This is a genomic window from Verrucomicrobiia bacterium, assembly GCA_035574275.1.
Taxonomy (GTDB): domain Bacteria; phylum Zixibacteria; class MSB-5A5; order DSPP01; family DSPP01; genus DSPP01.
In genome coordinates this window covers 1-16128 of sequence record DATLYY010000011.1, presented here as the reverse complement: position 1 = coordinate 16128, position 16128 = coordinate 1, and the positions used below count along the sequence as shown (strand labels likewise).

At 53.5% G+C, this 16128-nt stretch carries 24 protein-coding genes; 21 read left to right on the top strand and 3 right to left on the bottom strand.

The genetic code is table 11. From position 1 onward, the window contains the following. Window positions 1-97: 97 nt before the first annotated feature. Together VNL73_02475 and VNL73_02470 are read right to left on the bottom strand one after the other, a co-directional pair. On the bottom strand, window positions 98-871 hold the full coding sequence (locus VNL73_02475) for a CPBP family intramembrane glutamic endopeptidase (GenBank protein HXF48276.1): 774 nt from the start codon (window positions 869-871) through the stop codon (window positions 98-100). Further along, a complete protein-coding gene (locus VNL73_02470; GenBank protein ID HXF48275.1) occupies window positions 872-1081 on the bottom strand; it encodes a DUF5668 domain-containing protein in 210 nt (69 codons plus the stop codon). A 143-nt stretch (window positions 1082-1224) separates the two neighbouring features. Between VNL73_02470 and VNL73_02465 the strand changes: the two genes are divergently transcribed. The 12 genes from VNL73_02465 to VNL73_02410 all read left to right on the top strand — a co-directional run bounded on the left by VNL73_02465 (window position 1225) and on the right by VNL73_02410 (window position 7786). Beyond that, window positions 1225-1737: a sigma factor-like helix-turn-helix DNA-binding protein gene (locus VNL73_02465; protein HXF48274.1), complete on the top strand. Its 513-nt coding sequence runs from the start codon at window positions 1225-1227 to the stop codon at window positions 1735-1737. Window positions 1738-1778: 41 nt separating this feature from the next. After that, a complete protein-coding gene (locus VNL73_02460; GenBank protein HXF48273.1) occupies window positions 1779-1940 on the top strand; it encodes a hypothetical protein in 162 nt (53 codons plus the stop codon). 47 nt (window positions 1941-1987) lie between these two features. Next, window positions 1988-2350, top strand: coding sequence for a cupin domain-containing protein (locus tag VNL73_02455; protein HXF48272.1), 363 nt, complete (start codon window positions 1988-1990; stop codon window positions 2348-2350). A 148-nt stretch (window positions 2351-2498) separates the two neighbouring features. Continuing rightward, entirely contained in the window at window positions 2499-3008 is a 510-nt protein-coding gene (locus tag VNL73_02450) for a hypothetical protein (GenBank protein ID HXF48271.1), read from the top strand. A gap of 168 nt (window positions 3009-3176) precedes the next feature. Further along, entirely contained in the window at window positions 3177-3605 is a 429-nt protein-coding gene (locus VNL73_02445; GenBank protein ID HXF48270.1) for a YbaK/EbsC family protein, read from the top strand. A gap of 68 nt (window positions 3606-3673) precedes the next feature. Further along, window positions 3674-3823 (top strand): 50S ribosomal protein L34, encoded by a 150-nt coding sequence (gene rpmH, locus VNL73_02440; GenBank protein HXF48269.1) that lies wholly within the window; start codon window positions 3674-3676, stop codon window positions 3821-3823. Continuing rightward, the gene (gene rnpA / locus VNL73_02435; protein ID HXF48268.1) at window positions 3823-4179 is read left to right on the top strand and encodes a ribonuclease P protein component; all 357 of its coding nucleotides are present in this window, start codon (window positions 3823-3825) and stop codon (window positions 4177-4179) included. Before rpmH ends, rnpA begins: the two co-directional genes overlap by 1 nt. Then, window positions 4179-4397, top strand: a complete 219-nt coding sequence (yidD, locus tag VNL73_02430) for a membrane protein insertion efficiency factor YidD (GenBank protein ID HXF48267.1) — start codon at window positions 4179-4181, stop codon at window positions 4395-4397. The genes rnpA and yidD overlap by 1 nt, the downstream gene beginning before the upstream one ends. After that, complete coding sequence (gene yidC / locus VNL73_02425; GenBank protein ID HXF48266.1) at window positions 4398-6074, top strand: membrane protein insertase YidC; 1677 nt, start codon at window positions 4398-4400, stop codon at window positions 6072-6074. Further along, window positions 6064-6657 (top strand): YigZ family protein, encoded by a 594-nt coding sequence (locus tag VNL73_02420; protein ID HXF48265.1) that lies wholly within the window; start codon window positions 6064-6066, stop codon window positions 6655-6657. The genes yidC and VNL73_02420 overlap by 11 nt, the downstream gene beginning before the upstream one ends. A 33-nt stretch (window positions 6658-6690) precedes the next feature. Beyond that, the gene (locus VNL73_02415; GenBank protein HXF48264.1) at window positions 6691-7269 is read left to right on the top strand and encodes a phosphatase PAP2 family protein; all 579 of its coding nucleotides are present in this window, start codon (window positions 6691-6693) and stop codon (window positions 7267-7269) included. Next, window positions 7256-7786 carry a macro domain-containing protein gene (locus VNL73_02410; GenBank protein HXF48263.1) on the top strand — a complete coding sequence of 177 codons (531 nt, stop codon included), beginning with the start codon at window positions 7256-7258 and terminating at the stop codon, window positions 7784-7786. The genes VNL73_02415 and VNL73_02410 overlap by 14 nt, the downstream gene beginning before the upstream one ends. A gap of 29 nt (window positions 7787-7815) precedes the next feature. Here the strand turns inward: VNL73_02410 and VNL73_02405 are convergent, their stop codons facing one another. Continuing rightward, entirely contained in the window at window positions 7816-9159 is a 1344-nt protein-coding gene (locus tag VNL73_02405) for a dicarboxylate/amino acid:cation symporter (protein ID HXF48262.1), read from the bottom strand. A 134-nt stretch (window positions 9160-9293) separates the two neighbouring features. Here VNL73_02405 and VNL73_02400 point away from each other — a divergent pair, with 134 nt between their 5' ends. From VNL73_02400 to VNL73_02360, 9 genes are all read left to right on the top strand, one after another. Continuing rightward, entirely contained in the window at window positions 9294-9635 is a 342-nt protein-coding gene (locus tag VNL73_02400) for an STAS domain-containing protein (GenBank protein HXF48261.1), read from the top strand. Between the two features lie 26 nt (window positions 9636-9661). Further along, entirely contained in the window at window positions 9662-10024 is a 363-nt protein-coding gene (locus tag VNL73_02395; GenBank protein HXF48260.1) for an STAS domain-containing protein, read from the top strand. A gap of 2 nt (window positions 10025-10026) precedes the next feature. Further along, window positions 10027-10374 carry an STAS domain-containing protein gene (locus VNL73_02390; GenBank protein ID HXF48259.1) on the top strand — a complete coding sequence of 116 codons (348 nt, stop codon included), beginning with the start codon at window positions 10027-10029 and terminating at the stop codon, window positions 10372-10374. 147 nt (window positions 10375-10521) lie between these two features. Continuing rightward, window positions 10522-10887, top strand: a complete 366-nt coding sequence (locus VNL73_02385; GenBank protein ID HXF48258.1) for an STAS domain-containing protein — start codon at window positions 10522-10524, stop codon at window positions 10885-10887. Window positions 10888-11071: 184 nt separating this feature from the next. Continuing rightward, on the top strand, window positions 11072-11500 hold the full coding sequence (locus VNL73_02380; protein ID HXF48257.1) for an ATP-binding protein: 429 nt from the start codon (window positions 11072-11074) through the stop codon (window positions 11498-11500). Beyond that, a complete protein-coding gene (locus VNL73_02375; GenBank protein HXF48256.1) occupies window positions 11497-13728 on the top strand; it encodes a SpoIIE family protein phosphatase in 2232 nt (743 codons plus the stop codon). Before VNL73_02380 ends, VNL73_02375 begins: the two co-directional genes overlap by 4 nt. After that, window positions 13728-14294 (top strand): NUDIX hydrolase, encoded by a 567-nt coding sequence (locus VNL73_02370; GenBank protein ID HXF48255.1) that lies wholly within the window; start codon window positions 13728-13730, stop codon window positions 14292-14294. Before VNL73_02375 ends, VNL73_02370 begins: the two co-directional genes overlap by 1 nt. A 42-nt stretch (window positions 14295-14336) precedes the next feature. Continuing rightward, a complete protein-coding gene (locus VNL73_02365) occupies window positions 14337-14705 on the top strand; it encodes a hypothetical protein (GenBank protein HXF48254.1) in 369 nt (122 codons plus the stop codon). Further along, window positions 14706-16128, top strand: a 1423-nt coding sequence (locus tag VNL73_02360; GenBank protein ID HXF48253.1) for a tetratricopeptide repeat protein, incomplete at its 3' end; no start/stop codon positions are given. It abuts the gene before it with no gap.

The window sequence follows — 16128 nt, the reverse complement described above, 5'->3', positions numbered from 1 at the left end:
TCAAAAGCCACTTGGCATAGGTTGAATCCGATACTTGGGAGAAGGTGGCGACCGAGAGAGAAGAAAATAGAAAAGCGGTTAGAATGGTTTTCCGCATTTACTTTCCCAACGGCTGCAGAACCGGCGCGAAGACGTCCAGCAAAAAGTGGGCGAAGATGCCCGGCACCAAAGACTTCCGCCAAACGAAAAGCAAAGACAAAAGAAGACCATAAATCGAAATCAAAGCAATGTTGCCGACGCCTTGGTATGCATGCAGAAGGCCAAAGGAAAGGGAGGAAACAACGGCCCCAATCATCCAGCCGCCGGTTACAAGCTGCAACCGGGAAATGACGTAACCGCGGTAGATGGCTTCCTCACAAAAGCCGGCCGTAAAGGCCAAAAAAACCCAGGTAAGCCGCTCCATCGGAGTTTTGGGAAGGATGAAATCCAGTTCCTGATTTACCTTGAGCCCGATGGCATCCAGCCCAAAGGTTATCAAATAGGTGACAAAAATCGAGGCCACCAAAAAGATGGCCCCGATGTTGAAATTGCGGATGGTAAATCCGCCCAAGCCGATATCTACCATTTTCATCTTTTCCAGCTTCAAAACCAAGTACATAAACGCCACCAGCCCCCATTGGAAAATCATCGTGGCGATATAGGTGAACATCCGATTGTCGCCGATGTCCTTTTCGAAATCAGGCGGCAACTGCGTGCCGGTGAGCTGGTACATCAGCCAGCTTACAAACGGGGGAAAATTGACCACAGGAAGAAAGACGAGAAGAAAAAAGAGAAATAGGATGCTCCAGATTTTGAACGGCCTGCTCTCCGGCTGTGCCGGTTCAACCGGAGCGGTGCCCGGGGGAATTTGAAACGGCTGGCTTTCGTCCATCTACTGCCCGGGAGTGCCGGAAGGTTTCTTAAAAACGGCCCCCAAGATCAAGGCCAAACCGACGACAATGAGAATCAAAGGCCAGGTGCGGTGCAGGCCTGGTATCCAGCCCATTTCGTTCGCCAGAAACAAGACCCCCATTCCCAAAACAATCAATCCGGAGACAATCATCCCTTTTTGACCTTGTTTATCCTTCGGTTCGTTTTCCATTATCCCTTCCCTTTCTTTTTTGGCGGGTTTTGCGCCAAATCGAGGGTAATATAGCTCCGAAATTGCCGCCTACAACCACTTTCACTTCTTCAAAGTGAAGCCCGGGGCAAAGCGGGGTGAAAACCAAAAGTGTACCTACCGGTATGCTTATAAAACCGAAAAAAATCCCAGTTGAATGCCTGCGCAAGCTGGTCGAAACACCCTTTGAAGAATCCTCCCCTTTCAATTGGAGAACTGTAACGGCCGTGCGCGGCGCCCTTTCCCGGCTGTCCGAAAAAGAGAAGGAAATCGTGGAGCGGTTTCATTTCTGCGGCGAATCCACGGCCCAAATCGGGGCTCGTTTAAATCTTTCCGAATTTTGCGTTTACGCCACGCTTCGGCAAGCGCGGAGGAAGCTGAAAAGGATTTTGCGAACGTATGTCCAAAAACGCTACGGCGTTTCCATCGAAACTGCAAACTGCCCGGTTTGCCGTTCGGAGAACCGGGAGGCCATTGACCGATTGATGAAAACCAAAACCAAGGAGGAAACATGGAAAAGAATCTTGCGGAAACTGCGGAACGAGTACCGGCTTTACATCAATCCCCGGAGCCTGGGCCGGCACTGGAAAGAACATACACCCCGCGCCGGAAGAAAGCCCCGGGGGAGCACTGTCTAAACGTTTACGTCTCCTACGAGTTGAAGGAGCGCTTGGCGGGATTGGCCGAAAAACATGGTTTGTCGACCGCCGACCTTGTCCGACAGCTTTTAAAAGCCGGCCTTCCGGTTTTTGAATCCCTTGACGCCGCCCAGAAAGAGCTTTTCGACAGCTACGTTCAACTTTTGCGTAAGCATCGTATTATGGGGGAATTGAAAAAATAGGGGGAAGGGTTGCCCGATTTGCGGGACGGGGCTATAATTCAACCGCCATGATTGAAAAGGTAAACTTGGCGGAGAAATTCGGGCGCTTTCAGGAATACTGGCGGCCGAAAATCGCCGGAGAACTGAACGATTCCCACGTAAAGCTGGTGAAGTTCAAAGGGGAATTCGTCTGGCACCACCACGAGGCAGAAGACGAGCTGTTCTGGGTAGTCAGAGGCCGGATGACCATCAAATTCCGGGACCGTGATATAACGGTCAACGAAGGGGAGTTTATCATCGTCCCCAAGGGGGTAGAGCATATGCCGGTGGCGGAAGAAGAGGTCTGGATCGTTTTGCTGGAACCAAAATCCACCTTGAACACGGGCAACGTTAAAAACGAACGGAAGGTTGAGAATTTGGAAAGAATTTGAAATGAAAAGCAACGACCTTGGTGGGAACAAAAGGGCGCTTTCCTTCTTGATATTTGTTCTAGGGAGTTTGGTTAACGCGGAACATTTGCTTTGCGATCAGATGTATGAAAAATTTCTCTTTCCGTATAGCGAAAATTTAGCCCCGGTTTTGAAAAAGACCGTTGGGATTTTCACCATCAATTCGCATCCGGAAACGGTAAAAAAAGGAACCGAGCTGAGAATTTACGTCCGTGAAGGCAAAGAGTTCATCTATTCGAAAACATTGAAGGTTTTTGAAGAAACGATTCCCATCAGCAGTTGCGGCTACGAGAGCTGGGCGGAAAGAGGAATTATCCAATATTTCCGTTATCCGATTACCGATCGCTCCGGAAAATTCCTACAAATATGTTATGATCAGGTACAGCAGTTGGAGGCCTGGGTTGACCTCGAAGAAGTGGGGTTGGAATTTGAAACTTCGATAATCAATCTGGACAGTATCCAAACGCCAAGCACCTTTTTTGTGGACATTTTTCATTTCAGCCCGGGGGGAAGATGCAAGATTTATAGCCGCCCCAATGGGCATTCGGGTGTTAAAAGTCTTTCCAAGAATAACCCAAAGTATTTTGTGTTCAGGATTCTGGAACTTAAAAGGGGATATGCAAAATTGCGGCTGTTTTAGGAATGGGCAACGGGGAGGAACCGAGAGAAACCTTGGGTTGGATAAAGCTCCGGGACGAACGTGGCGTTTTGCTGATATGGGTAATGTGCGCTGACTTATGCTAATGGTATTTAGGAAATCAAAAACGTGTTGAGCCCCAACGCGCAAAAGGTTCAGGATACCCTTCGGATGTTCGGTTTGGACAATGAGGTCCGCGAACTCCCCGCCACCACACACAGCGCGACGGAAGCGGCCGCAGCCATCGGTTGCCATGTGGCGCAAATCGCAAAATCGCTGGTTTTCAAATCTAAAACGTCCGGAAAAGCAATACTGATCATTGCCAGCGGGAAAAACCGGGTGGATGAGAAAAAAATGGCCGGGTATTTGGGAGAACCAATCGACCGCGCCGATGCCGATTTTGTCCGTCAAAAAACCAGCTTTGCCATCGGCGGCATACCGCCGGTCGGCCACTCCGAAAAGCTGGAAACCTTCATTGATGAAGACCTGTTGCAATACGAGGCAATTTGGGCGGCAGCCGGAACTCCGAACGCCGTCTTTCGGCTCACGCCGGCGGATTTGACGAAGATGACTAGCGGCAAAGTAATTCCTGTTCATTGATTTCCGTTTGGCTTGATTTTGAGCGTATTAAGGGTATATTGGTACGCTTTACGAAAGGATAATCAAGAATGAAAAGAACGTACCAACCATCTCGAATCAAGCGGCTGCGCGACCACGGCTTCCGCAAGCGGATGTCCACTTTGGACGGTCGGCAGGTTATAAAACGCCGCCGGGCCAAGGGGCGCAAGCGGCTCGTGCCCACGGTTCCCGGCAAGTAGTGCTGACCTTTCCAAGAAGCACCCGCCTTTCCGGCGACAAGCTCTTCGGACTGATTCTTTCCCAAGGGAAGCGCAAGCCCTTTGTGGGCGGGGAAATTTTTTGGCGGGAAAACGAGCTGTCCTATGCCCGTTTTGGTTTTCGGGTTTCCGCCAAAGCGGGAAGGGCGCATCTGCGCACTGCGCTCCGCCGACGCGCGCGGGAAATGGTGCGCAAGAATCAAGCGCTCTTCAAACCGGGATTCGATTACGTGATCATCATCCGCCATCCGAATCTTTTCCCGACGATGCCGGAGGGAAAAATGCCGGAGTATCTTTTCTCGTTGTTCGGGGCGGAAGTTTTGGCGCGCGTTTCGTAATGAAGGTTCTGGTAATCGCCTCCAGCGGGGTCATCCGTTTTTATCAACAGTTCATCCGCGTCTGGTTTCCGCCGGTCTGCCGCTTTCACCCCACCTGCTCGGAGTATGCCCTGGATGCTTTGAAGAAGCACGGTTTTATCAAAGGAAGCGCGCTGGCGGCGTGGCGGATCGTGCGCTGCAACCCGTTTTCGGCCGGCGGCTGGGATCCGATACAATAAATGGACAAACGCACCGTCATCGGGCTGGTTTTAATCGCCCTTGTTTTCATTCTCTGGCCGGTTTACGTCGAATGGATAAACCCCAAAAAATCGGCCCCTTCCCAGCCCGTTTCCACCGGCCCGGCGGATACTTCAAAAGATGCAACCCCGGCCGAGCCGCCGGCTCTGGTTCCAAGCACAGCACCCAGAAAGTCGGCCGCTTCACAACCAGCCGTAATCTCCATTCCCGTGGAAACGGTGACGGTGGAAACGCCTCTGGCCGTCTATAAACTCACCACCCGCGGGGCCACTTTTGCCTCGGTCGTTTTGAAAAAGTATTTTCTGGACGGCAAGGTTCCGCTGGAGCTGGTTCCTCCGCAGGCGGGCACGAGCTTTGAAATCTCGCTGCCGCACCACAACTTCTATTCTTCCGCGCTCGATTTCAGGCCGGATGCCAAAAAACTTGAACTCTCGGGGAATCAAAAAGCGGCTCTGACTTTCACGGCTCGCGGGGAGGGGGGCCGCCCCGTACACATCCGCTACGATTTTTCGGCGCAAAGCTACGCCATCGAGGTCTCTGTTTTGGTTGATTCCCTCGGCGACTGGGGCCGGGATTACCGCATCGGCTGGAGGGGGGGGCTTTTGGTCACGGAAAAGCGCCGCGAGGATGCGCTGAATTACTTTGGCGCCTACGCCCGGATGGGAACGGAGGTCGTCCATCAAAAAAGCTTCAAAAACGACAGCTTGAAGGAAGCGGCCTTGGGGGAAACCTTCTGGATAGCAACTCGCAGCAAATATTTTGCGGCGGTAATCATTCCCAAGGAAGCCCCCGGCACCGGCTTTTGGGCGGAGGGAATTCAGGAGCATGATTCGGCCGGGCTTGCCGGTAAAAAGATTTCGGTTTTCATCGGCGCAAGCTCCCGCCAGCCCGCTGCCCTTGCCGGGCGCTTCACCCTTTTCATCGGCCCCTTGGATTACAATCTTCTGCGCGGCTTCGGCAACGGTTTGGAAAAATTATTGGACTTGGGGGCGGCGCCGCTTACGCCGGACGTTTTGGTTGAACCGATAGCGGTCGGGATGCTCTGGTTGTTCAAGGGTTTTTACAAGTTTTTTCCGAACTACGGGGTGGTCATTATCGTTTTTTCGATTCTCATCAAGCTTTTGACTTTGCCGCTTTCGCGCAAATCGGCCAAGTCGATGGCCCGGATGGCGGAAATCCAGCCCCGGCTGGAAAAACTGAAAGAGAAGTACAAAAAAGACCCAAAAAAGCTTAACGAAGAGACCCTCAAGCTCTACCGCGAAATCGGCTTTAACCCCTTTGCCGGGTGTTTGCCTTTGCTTTTGCAGTTTCCGCTTTTTATGGCGCTCTATGCCGTTTTGTCCACCGCAATTGAGCTGCGCCAGGCGCCGTTCGTTTTCTGGATTTCCGATCTTTCCGCCGCCGACCAATTTTTTATTCTGCCGATATTGATGACCGTTTTGATGTTCTGGCAGCAAAAGCTGACCATCCGCGACCCCAAGCAGAAAATGATGGTCTATCTTTTGCCCGCCATTTTCTTCTTCTTCTTCTTTCAGATGCCGTCCGGCCTGGTTTTGTACTGGACCTTGTTCAATTTGTTTTCCGTTCTCGAGCAATACTGGGTCAAAAAGCAACTGGCTCCCACGGTTCCGGCCACCCCCGCCCCTGTTGCCCAGTAAATCATTTTTCGTCCCGGCGCGGAATGCCCAATTCGAGCTTCGGGAAAAGGCCTCGCGATTTAAAGCGTTTGCGTTTCCCGTTGATTCCGTCAAAACGGCAGAGGCGAAATTGGAGGAGTTGAGGAAAGAATACTTCGATGCCAGCCACATCTGTTACGCCTGGCTTGTTGGTGTTGGAAAAGATGAAAAAGCCCGCCGCTTTGATGCCGGGGAACCGAAAGGGACCGCCGGGCCGCCGATATTAGATGCCATCCGAGGGGCGGGTTTGACCAACGTTCTGGTGGCCGTCGTGCGCTACTTCGGCGGCACCAAGCTCGGAACCGGCGGCCTCTCCCGCGCCTACCGGCAGGCGGCGGGGGGAGCGCTCGAGTTGACTGTCAAGAAAGAATTGCTGGAAGAAGTCCGGCTTTCCGCCCCGCTCCCTTTGGCAGACCGGCTGTTAAATTTGGCCAAAAAAATCGGCGCGGAAATTAAAGAGAAAAAATTTGCCGGGGAGATGACGGCGACGTTTTTGGTTCCGGCAAGCCGCCGCGAGGCCTTTCTAAAAGAGGTCGAAAAGATAATTGGCCGAACTTCCGGTTGACCGCGCTTTCGTTCGCCAACTATCTTTGACGCGATGAACGTGCTTATCGATTTTCTTTCGCAATTGGACACCACCCTTTTTTATTTTTTCAACGTAAAGCTCGCCAACCCGGTTTTCGATACGGTTATGCCGGTGATAACGGCCACCGGCAATTGGCGGATTTTGGCCGTTCCGATCGGACTTTTCTGGTTCTGGAAAGGTGGCAACAAGGGGCGCTGGGGCATTCTGTACGCCACTCTTGCCTGGGGGCTTTCCGATTTGTTCAACTCCAATTTGGTCAAATCGGTCTTTGCGCGCCCCCGCCCCTGTTTGACTTTGCCGGATGTCCATTTGCTGGTCGGCTGCGGGCAGACCTTCTCCTTCCCCTCCGGACATGCCGTCACCAGCTTCGCCATTGCCACGTTTTTGGGTTTGGTTTACCCGCGGGCCCGGTGGGTTTTGTTTCCCGTGGCAATTCTCATCTCCTATTCCCGCATTGCCGTCGGCGTGCATTATCCGTTCGATATTCTGGTTGGCTGGGTGGAAGGGGTTTTGTTTGGCTACCTGTTTTACCGGTTTTATCTTTTCCAGCGGGATTTCTGGCAGAAAAGGAGCTGGTATGGCTGCTGGTAAGAAAATCGGGGCGGTGGAAGTCGAGTTGAAGATGGGGGACATTTCGGAAATTGCCGCCGATGCCATTGTCAACGCCGCCAACAACCATTTGTGGATGGGTTCCGGCGTGGCCGGGGCACTCAAGCGCCGGGGCGGCAGGGAAATTGAAGAGGAAGCGGTGAAAAAAGGGCCGATAAAGGTCGGTCAGGCGGTTGAAACCACCGCCGGAAAACTTTCCGCACGCTGGGTCATCCACGCAGCCGCCATGGGGCAGGATTTAAGGCCGACTTCCCGCTCGATAGCGGAAGCCACCGAAAACTCGCTACTTCTGGCCGATAAATTGGGCGCCACTTCGATTGCTTTTCCTGCTCTCGGCACAGGAGTGGGCGGATTTTCTATTGCCGATTGCGCCCGGTGGATGCTTGAAACGACGGAAAAACTCGCCCCCAAGTTAAAAAGCGTCAGGAAAATCTTCTTTGTATTATTCGACCCTGCCGGTTATAAAGTTTTCGAGGATGAATTAACAAAATCATCGTAGGGGTTCAATATTATTGAACCCCTGCAATCCTACGAAACCTTCAGCTTGTGCCCCTCGGTTTTGGCAATCACGGCCGCCGCGGTAATATCCCCGGTCACATTCACCACGGTCCGGCACATATCCAGAATTCTATCCACCCCCAAAATTATCCCGATTCCCTCTCCCGGAATACCCACGGCGTGTAAGAGCAGCACGATGAACGGCAGCGAGCCGCCGGGAACACCGGCCGTGCCGATTCCGGCCAAAATCGAAGCAAAAATCACGGTAATTTGCTGGCCCAATGACAAATCGACACCAAAAAACTGGGCCAAAAACAGCACCGTCACCCCTTCATAGAGCGCCGTGCCGTTCTGGTTGGCGGTGGAGCCCAAGGTCAAAACAAAGTTGTTGATTTCCCGGGGCACCCCCACTTTTTCTTCCGAAACCCGCAGGGCATCCGGCAGAGTGGCGTTGGAAGAGCTGGTGGAAAAAGCAATCGCCATCACCTCATCGATGGAGCGGAAAAATTTGAGCGGGCTGACCTTGGCTACGAACCGTATTATCAACCCGTAAACCCCGAACTGGTGCAGGGCCAGGCCAAAAAGCACCACAAAAACATATTTTCCCAAGGTAGCCACCACCGAAAAGCCAAGCCGGGCTGTGACAGAAAAAATCAAGGCCGCCACGGCGTAGGGGGCCAGCTTCATCGCCAGCCGAATCACGGTCATCACCACCTCGAAAACCCCTTCGAGGAAGCGTATCAAAATGCTCACCTTGTCCGATTTGGAAAGGGAAAGGGCGATTCCCAAAAAGATGGCGAAAAACATCACCGCCAAAACGCCGCCTCCCTTGTAGTTATCCGCAAAAATACCGGCCATATCGGCAAAGGGGTTTTTGGGAATGATGTCCAAAAGCGTCTCCGACCAGCTTTTGGCCTCGGCCGCCTGCTCGAGCGTTTTTTGCGTTCCTCCCGCGCCGAAGGTTTGCTCCAGTTTCGCCCGATTTTCCGCGGAAATCCCCTCCCCCGGCTTAAACAAATTGACGAGTGAAATGCCGATGATTACAGAGATAGTCGAAACCAAAACCGTGTAGGCCAGCGTTTTGGCGCCAATTTTCCCCAGCTTGCGCATATCCCCCATTCCCGCCGTCCCCAGAGCGAGGGCCGAGACGATGAGCGGGATGACAATCATAAAAATCAGCCGCAGAAAAATCTGGCCGAAAGGATAGGCGAGGTTTTTAATCAGCCATTCGAGCTGGGGGCTGCCGCTCCAAAACAAATTGGCGGCGATGCCCGCTGCCGCGCCAACGCCCAAACCGATTAAAATTTTGGTATGCTGGGGGAGTTTCTCTTTCGGCACGGGGCGAATATGGCCGAGCGGCTGCCGGTTTGTCAACGGAATTGCGCGTCTCTAAAAACTCCTTGACAACCGGGGCAATAAGCGGATATTTAGGCCGAATTTTTTAATGATTTCACACGCTGGAAAAAACAGGGCCCCGAGCGTTCGGGGAAGGCAAAAAGGAGCCGGGTATGAAGTTTAGCGTTCGGGAACAGGATGGAGTGACCATTCTGGCCCCCAAGGGGAAGATTATGGGGGGGCCGGACTCCACCGAGCTGCATGAAAAGCTGCGCGAACTGATAAAGAACAACACCAAAAAAGTCGTCATCGACCTGGCCGAAGTGGACTGGATGAACTCCACCGGGCTGGGGATTCTCATATCCGGCCTGACCACCATGCGCGGCGCCGGCGGCGAGCTTAAACTGGCCCGAGTCACCGACAAAATCCAATCCCTTCTGGTCATCACCAAACTGGTAACCGTTTTCGAAACCCACGATTCGGTGGAGCAGGCGATCGGAAGCTTCGGCAAGTAATACGCTTCGGGTTCTTTGAAATGCGGGTGTCCGTAACCGAACAGTCCGGAGTACTTGTTTTCGCCCCCCGGGCCTCGGTGATGGGAGAAGAGGAATCCGTGGAACTGCACGAAAAAGTGCGCGAAGGGGTGAAAGCCGGGAAACATAAAATGGTGGTGGACCTCTCCGGCGTGGAATGGATGAATTCCCGCGGGCTCGGTTTTCTAATCGCCGCCCTTTCCACCGCCACGGCGGCCGGCGGACATCTCTGTTTGACCCAAGTCAGCCCCAAGGTCCGCCAGCTCTTGGGTATTGTCGGGCTGGTTGCCAGTTTTGAAATGTACGCAACCGTGGAAGAAGCGGTCGGCAGCTTTGCCCGGCCCTCTTCCGGAGAAAAAAGGAAAGCATAAGGATGAAATACGAAATAAGCGAAAAGGAGGGGGTGGTGGTCGTCACCCCCAAGGGACGGATGATGGCCGGCCCGGAACTGGAAAAATTGCACGAAAAAATCAAGGAGTTGGTGCGGATCGGCGCCCGCAAAATGGTCATCGACTTGGGGGAAGTGGAACTGATGGACTCCCGCGGGCTAGGAATTCTGGTGTCGGCCTTGACCAGCCTGCGCAACGTCCAAGGGGAACTCAAACTCTCCCGCATCACCAACAAAATCGAATCTCTTCTGGTTATCACGCAGCTCTCCAAGGTTTTCAAAACCTACGGCTCGGTGGACGAGGCGTTAAAGAACTTTAAGGCCGCTTCCTGAAAACCGGCTTTTGCCGGGAGACCGAAGGCGGGGAAACCCGCCTTTTTTATTTCCGACCGCAAAAAAATTTTGTTGCAACCTGCCCGCCTGCCTTCCGTAAAGGGAAACAGGGTTTTGGATTTGACCTTCAGGAGATTTCAGCCGCCCGTGAAAGGAGGCATCCACGTGAACTTTAACACCAGCGAGAAAGACGGAGTCGTCATTGTCATTCCCCTGGGAAGAATTCTGGACGGGCCGGATACGAACCGGTTGCAAGGTAAAATCGAGGAATTCGTGCGCATTGGCGCCCGGCGGATGGTTATCGATTTGGGGGAGGTGCCGCATATGGATTCGAGCGGGATTCGAATTCTGGTTTCGGCTTTGAACAGGCTGCGCAAGGAAGGGGGGGAACTCCGGCTGGCGCGCATCACCGACAAAGTGGAAGACCTGATTGCCATCACCCAACTGACCGAAAAATTCAAAACCTATGCCTCCGTGGAGGAGGCGGTATTGGACTTTCCTTCAAATAACTGACCTGTTTCCGGAGGCGGGAAAAAGAAAGGCGGGTGGCCCCGCCTTTTTTATTGCATACCTTCCCGGCGGCGGTATATTGGTAACCCGGCGGGTTTACCCCCGTACAAGAAAGGGAGAATATGCGCTGGCGTACACAGTTCGGGCATCCGTATTTTATTTCAACAACCTTGTTTTTCAAAGCAGCATGGTAAAGCGGCTTACCAAAATTCCCCACGGCGTCGCCTTTCCCTCCAATCAGGAATTTTTGTCGGAAGTGGACCGTTTTCTGGAGCTGGAGTTGAAGAAAGCCGGTTTTGGCAAGGATCTCATCGCCGATTTGGCGATTTCCGTTTCAGAGTTCGTCAACAACGCCATTTTGCACGGGAACCGCCAGGACGAAACAAAGCTGGTGACCCTGGAACTCTTCTTCCGCCCCGGCGAGGTCACCATTTGCGTAGAGGATGAGGGGGATGGGTTCGACCCGAATCAAATTGCCAACCCCCTGGAGGGGGAGAATTTGCTTAAGGAGGTGGGGCGGGGAATTTTCATCGCCAAGACGCTGGTGGATGCCGTCGAGTTTGAAAAGGGGAAAAAGGGAGGGACCCGCGTTAAACTGACCAAAAAACTGCCATGAACTGGTCCGTGCTCGGAACGGGCGTTTATTTGGCCTGTTCGTTTTTCCTTTTCCTTCTGGGGATGGTCATCCTGCGGGAGAACTTCCGCTCCCGGGTGAACCGCACCACCGCCTTTATGCTCTTTTTCGGCGGGCTGGGGGCGCTCTTTGCCGCCATTGGCACGACTTTGTCCCGCACGGGGACGCTCACCGCCGCAGGGGCGTACGAAAGCTGGTACAACCTTTTCTACGTCTGGGAACTTTTCTTCCCCGCCCTGTTGCTTTTCGCCCTCGTTTTCCCGCGCGAAACCGAAACGGTCCGGCGGTGGCGTTTTTTGCGTTACAGCATCTTTCTGCCCCACCTGTTTCACATTTTCTGGGTCAGTTTCTTCACCAGCCCGGAGAAGCTCTCCACCTCCTTTTCTCTGGAACAGTTCGGCCCGGTCGCCAAGGCGCTGCTTTCCCCCTTTGCCTACGTCTTCCGGGTGGTGGCGCTCTTTCTGGCGGTGGCGTACAAGTTTCACGTCCGCTTCTTTTCGCTGGTCAACTTAAGCTACGCAGTTTTGGCCATCGGGCTTCTTTTCGCCCGCCAGACCGCTTTCCCGAATCCCCGGCTAAAAAGCCAGGTGCGTTTGATTCTGGCTGGTCTGGGGGTGGCAATGGCCCTCTATACGGTGGCCTTCATTTTTCCGGCCCTGTTCGATTTTTCGCTGTCGGAACCTTTGCGCTATGCGTTGACCATCGGCGCCTTGGTGGTCGGCTGTGGCGCGGTCGGCTGGGCCATCCTGCGCTACCAGTTCATGGATGTGCGGGTGATTTTCCGCCAGAATCTGGTCTATTTTCTTTCCACCGGCTTTTTGGTGGCCGTCTATATCCTGGCCGCCGCCCAGTTGGGGCGCTATTTACGCAATGTCCTCGGGGCCAAAACGGCGGCATTGGAAATCGGTTTTGTTCTATTGGCCCTGGTTTTCTTCCAGCCGGTGATGGAGAAGCTGGACGATTTAATCAAGCGGCTTTTCATCCGCCAGCGCTCTGATTTCCGCAACTTGATGGAGCGTTTCTCCCGCGAGTTGGTCTCCATTTTCGACTTGAACCAGATTTCCGAGCGGGTGACGGAGCTTTTGGAGAAGGAGCTTTTCATCGAGCGGGCCTCGCTGCTGCTTGCGGAAAGCGACTCCAAGGGAGCTCTTTTGACCTTTTCTGCCGGCAACGAGGTGCTGGCCCAGAACATTTCCGCCGGCGACCCGCTTTTTAAAACGCTTCTGGCCCGCAAGCAGCCGACCTACCTCGAAGCGGTGATGCCGGAGCAATCTGAAGAAGGACTGGCCCGTCTTTTTGCCGGAATGGGGGCCAAGGTCGCCGTGCCAATTCTGGATGAGGGGCGCTTCGTCGGCATCCTCGCTTTGGGGGAAAAATTCTCCGGCTTCCGCTACAGTTCGGAGGATATGACCCTTTTGGGGGTTTTGGCCAACCAACTTTCCATTGCCACCGCGAACGCCCGGCTTTACGCAGAAACTTTGGAAAAACAGCGGATGGAAGAGGAGTTGGCTTTGGCCCGTCAGATTCAGCAAAACCTTTTGCCCGCCCGGCTTCCCTCCTCTGCCGAGTATGAATTTGCCAGCTACGTCCGCCCTTCCCGGCAAGTGGGGGGGGATTTTTATGACTTTATGTGGCGGGAACCGCGTCTGGCGTTCGTTCTGGCGGATGCCTCCGGCAAGGGGATGCCGGCGGCGCTTTTAATCGCCTTTTTGCAGGCGACGCTCAAGGCCGAGCACCGTCACGACCGCCCCATCGGGGAGTTCATCCGCTCCATTAACGAGCTTATGGTGGCCAACACTTCGCCTGAAAAATTTGTGACTTTATTCTACGCCCTTTTCGACCCGCTGGAGAGAAAACTTTTCTACTCCAACGCCGGTCACAACTATCCGATTCTGGTGCGGGAAAACGGCAATCTGGAATTTCTGAAAAAAGGGGGGACAGTGGTGGGCTGTTTCGAGTGGGCCCGCTACGAGTCGGAGTGTATGCCCCTGCATCCCGGGGATACTTTGATTGTCTATTCGGACGGGCTGACAGACGCCTCCAACCATGACGAGATGTTTGGTGAGGAGCGGCTGGTCAATTTAGCCCTGGAGTCCCGCCACCTCTCCGCCGAAGGGGTCAAGGACAGAATCGTAGACGCCGTGGAGGCGTTCACCGGCCCGGTTCCCCCCTTCGATGATATGACCCTTTTGGTGATGAAGGCGCGCTGATGCCGAAATCGAGAAAAAAGCTCTCCGAAAAACTTTCCCACTGGGCGGAGGATGAATCCGCTTGGTACCGTTTCTGCCCCCGCTGCGGCAGCGAGCTCGCGCCGCTCGATTTGGGGGGGCAGGAGCGGCGGGTCTGCCCCAAAGCCGACTTCGTGCAGTATCGCAACCCGGTTCCCGCCGTCGGCGCTTTTGTACGCAAGGGTTCCACGCTCTTGATGGTTCTGCGCAAATACCCACCCCGCGCTGGGCTATGGACGCTCCCCGCCGGGTTTATGGAATATGACGAAGCGCCGGAAGAAACCGCCGTCCGGGAGGTGAAGGAAGAGACCGGTTTGGATATCGCCGTGCAAAAGCTTTTTTCGGTTTACCGGGCCGGCGATGACCCCCGCACCCGGGTGGTTTTGATCCTTTACGAAGCGGAAATAGTCGGCGGCAAATTGAAACCCAGCGACGACGCCCTCAAAGCGGAGTTTTTCCCCCTGGACGGTTTGCCGGAAGAAATTGCCTTCTCTGCCCACCGGCGGGCGCTTTCCGACTATCTGGCGCGGGAAAAGAAGCGGAAATAGTCAAGCAAAGATTGTGCCAAACCCTTGGGTCGGAATGGCTTGGTGGGACTGTTTTTAGTAAAAAAACCCTTGACACTTTCCGGTTTGCATGCGTATTATCTTATGGCTTTTAACAAGATAACGAAAGGAGTGGTTTTTGTGAGGTCTTTGGCCTTTAAACTATTCACCCTTCTTGCGGCGGCTTTGTTGCTCCTTTCTTCCGCCGCTCCCGCGTTTGCACTTCCCCAACGATATTATTTGACCATTCGTGATTTGGATGAATCTGGATATCCTCATCTGAAGGCTGGAAGATTCGTCGTTGTACCGATTGGCTGGAGTGGCAGTTACCTTTTGATTATTCGTATTGGAACAAAAAAAATACTGTTTTCGAAGGAAATTCAACTACAAAACTCTCTGATTCGCCACGGATAGATGGGGAAATTCGATAAAAGTTCTTCCGTAATAGCGAAAAAGCTGGCGGGCATTGGGGAGTTAATTCAGGCCAAGCGTTTCGGAGAAGCTTGGTCACAACTCGAAAAGCTTCCTTCAACTTTCGGCGTTGAAACGGCTTCAGAAGAAGCCGCATATTTTCATTATCTTAAGGGATATGTCTTCTGGGAATTAGGTGACAAAAAAGGGGGTATTGCCGCCACTCAAAAAGCGCTGGAAATGTACCTCGTCTTGCGTGACCTCGATGGAATCGCCAAGTCGCAGAAATTGGCCGGGGCACTGCTCATCGATTTGGGAAATCTGACTTTGGCCAAAGAACATCTTGAATTGGCGGTTTCCACTTTCAAGCCGAGTAAACAGTGGGGCCAAGCTGCGAGGGCCCTGAATCAAATGGCGTATCTATCCAAGATCCGAGGTGAATTAAGATATGCCAATGATTATAACGCTGAAGCTCAACGCTGTGCTTCACTGGCAAAGGACAAATATTACGAAACTGTCTTGCGCGGAAGTTTGTCTTGGCACCAATTTCTTGAGGGAGATTGGAAAGCCGCAAAGGCCAGCTTGAAGGAATTTCTTCTTGAGACGAATCGCACGAACGACTGGGGAAACTATGCTTTAGGGTTGGTCAATTTTGGCCGTTCGGAGCTTTTGGGAGGTCGCTTCAAAGAAGCGCGCAAACATTACCTTGAGGCGTCGCAGGTTTGCAGCCAGGAAAATCTGATTGGAACACTGAAAATCGTCGATGAGCATTTGGCCGAACTCTCCATCGCCGAAGGCCGTTTTTCCGAAGCCGAAGATTATCTCAAGAAAGCTTTGGAAATCGGCGAGCGGGTCAGCCCCTACGGCACGATTATGACCCAGTGCTGGCGGTTGATGGGGGATTTGTACAACGCCAAAGGGGAGCCGTCCGAGGCCTTGAAGGCCTACGAGACCTGCGAAAGCTATTTGATCAAACTGCCGGAGGAACTGGAGCGGGGGGCCTGCTTTGTCGGCCGGGGCGTGGCCTATGCCAACTTGAAGAACTGGAAGGACGCCAAAAACGCTTTTGACCGGGCCTTCGAGGTGTTCGAGAATTGCGAGAACGACTGGGAGCTTTCCAAAGCCGTGGTCACCGCCGTGGAATGCGGGGCCTATGCTTCCAAACAGATGGAAACGGAGCTTTTGATGGGGTGCGAGTTTTTCCAAAAATACGAGCACCCGGCCTGGGACAAGCGGGCCCGGAAGCTCTTGGGAAGTTTGGAAAGCGCACACGACCGGCTGCCTTTGGACGCCAAGAAGGGGAATTTGGAAAAGCAGGAAATTATTACGGCCTTGCAGGAAACAGGGAACAACGTCACCTTGGCGGCCAAAAAGCTGGGCCTTCTGCGCTCCACCCTGCATTACAAAATCAAGCGCTACAAAATAA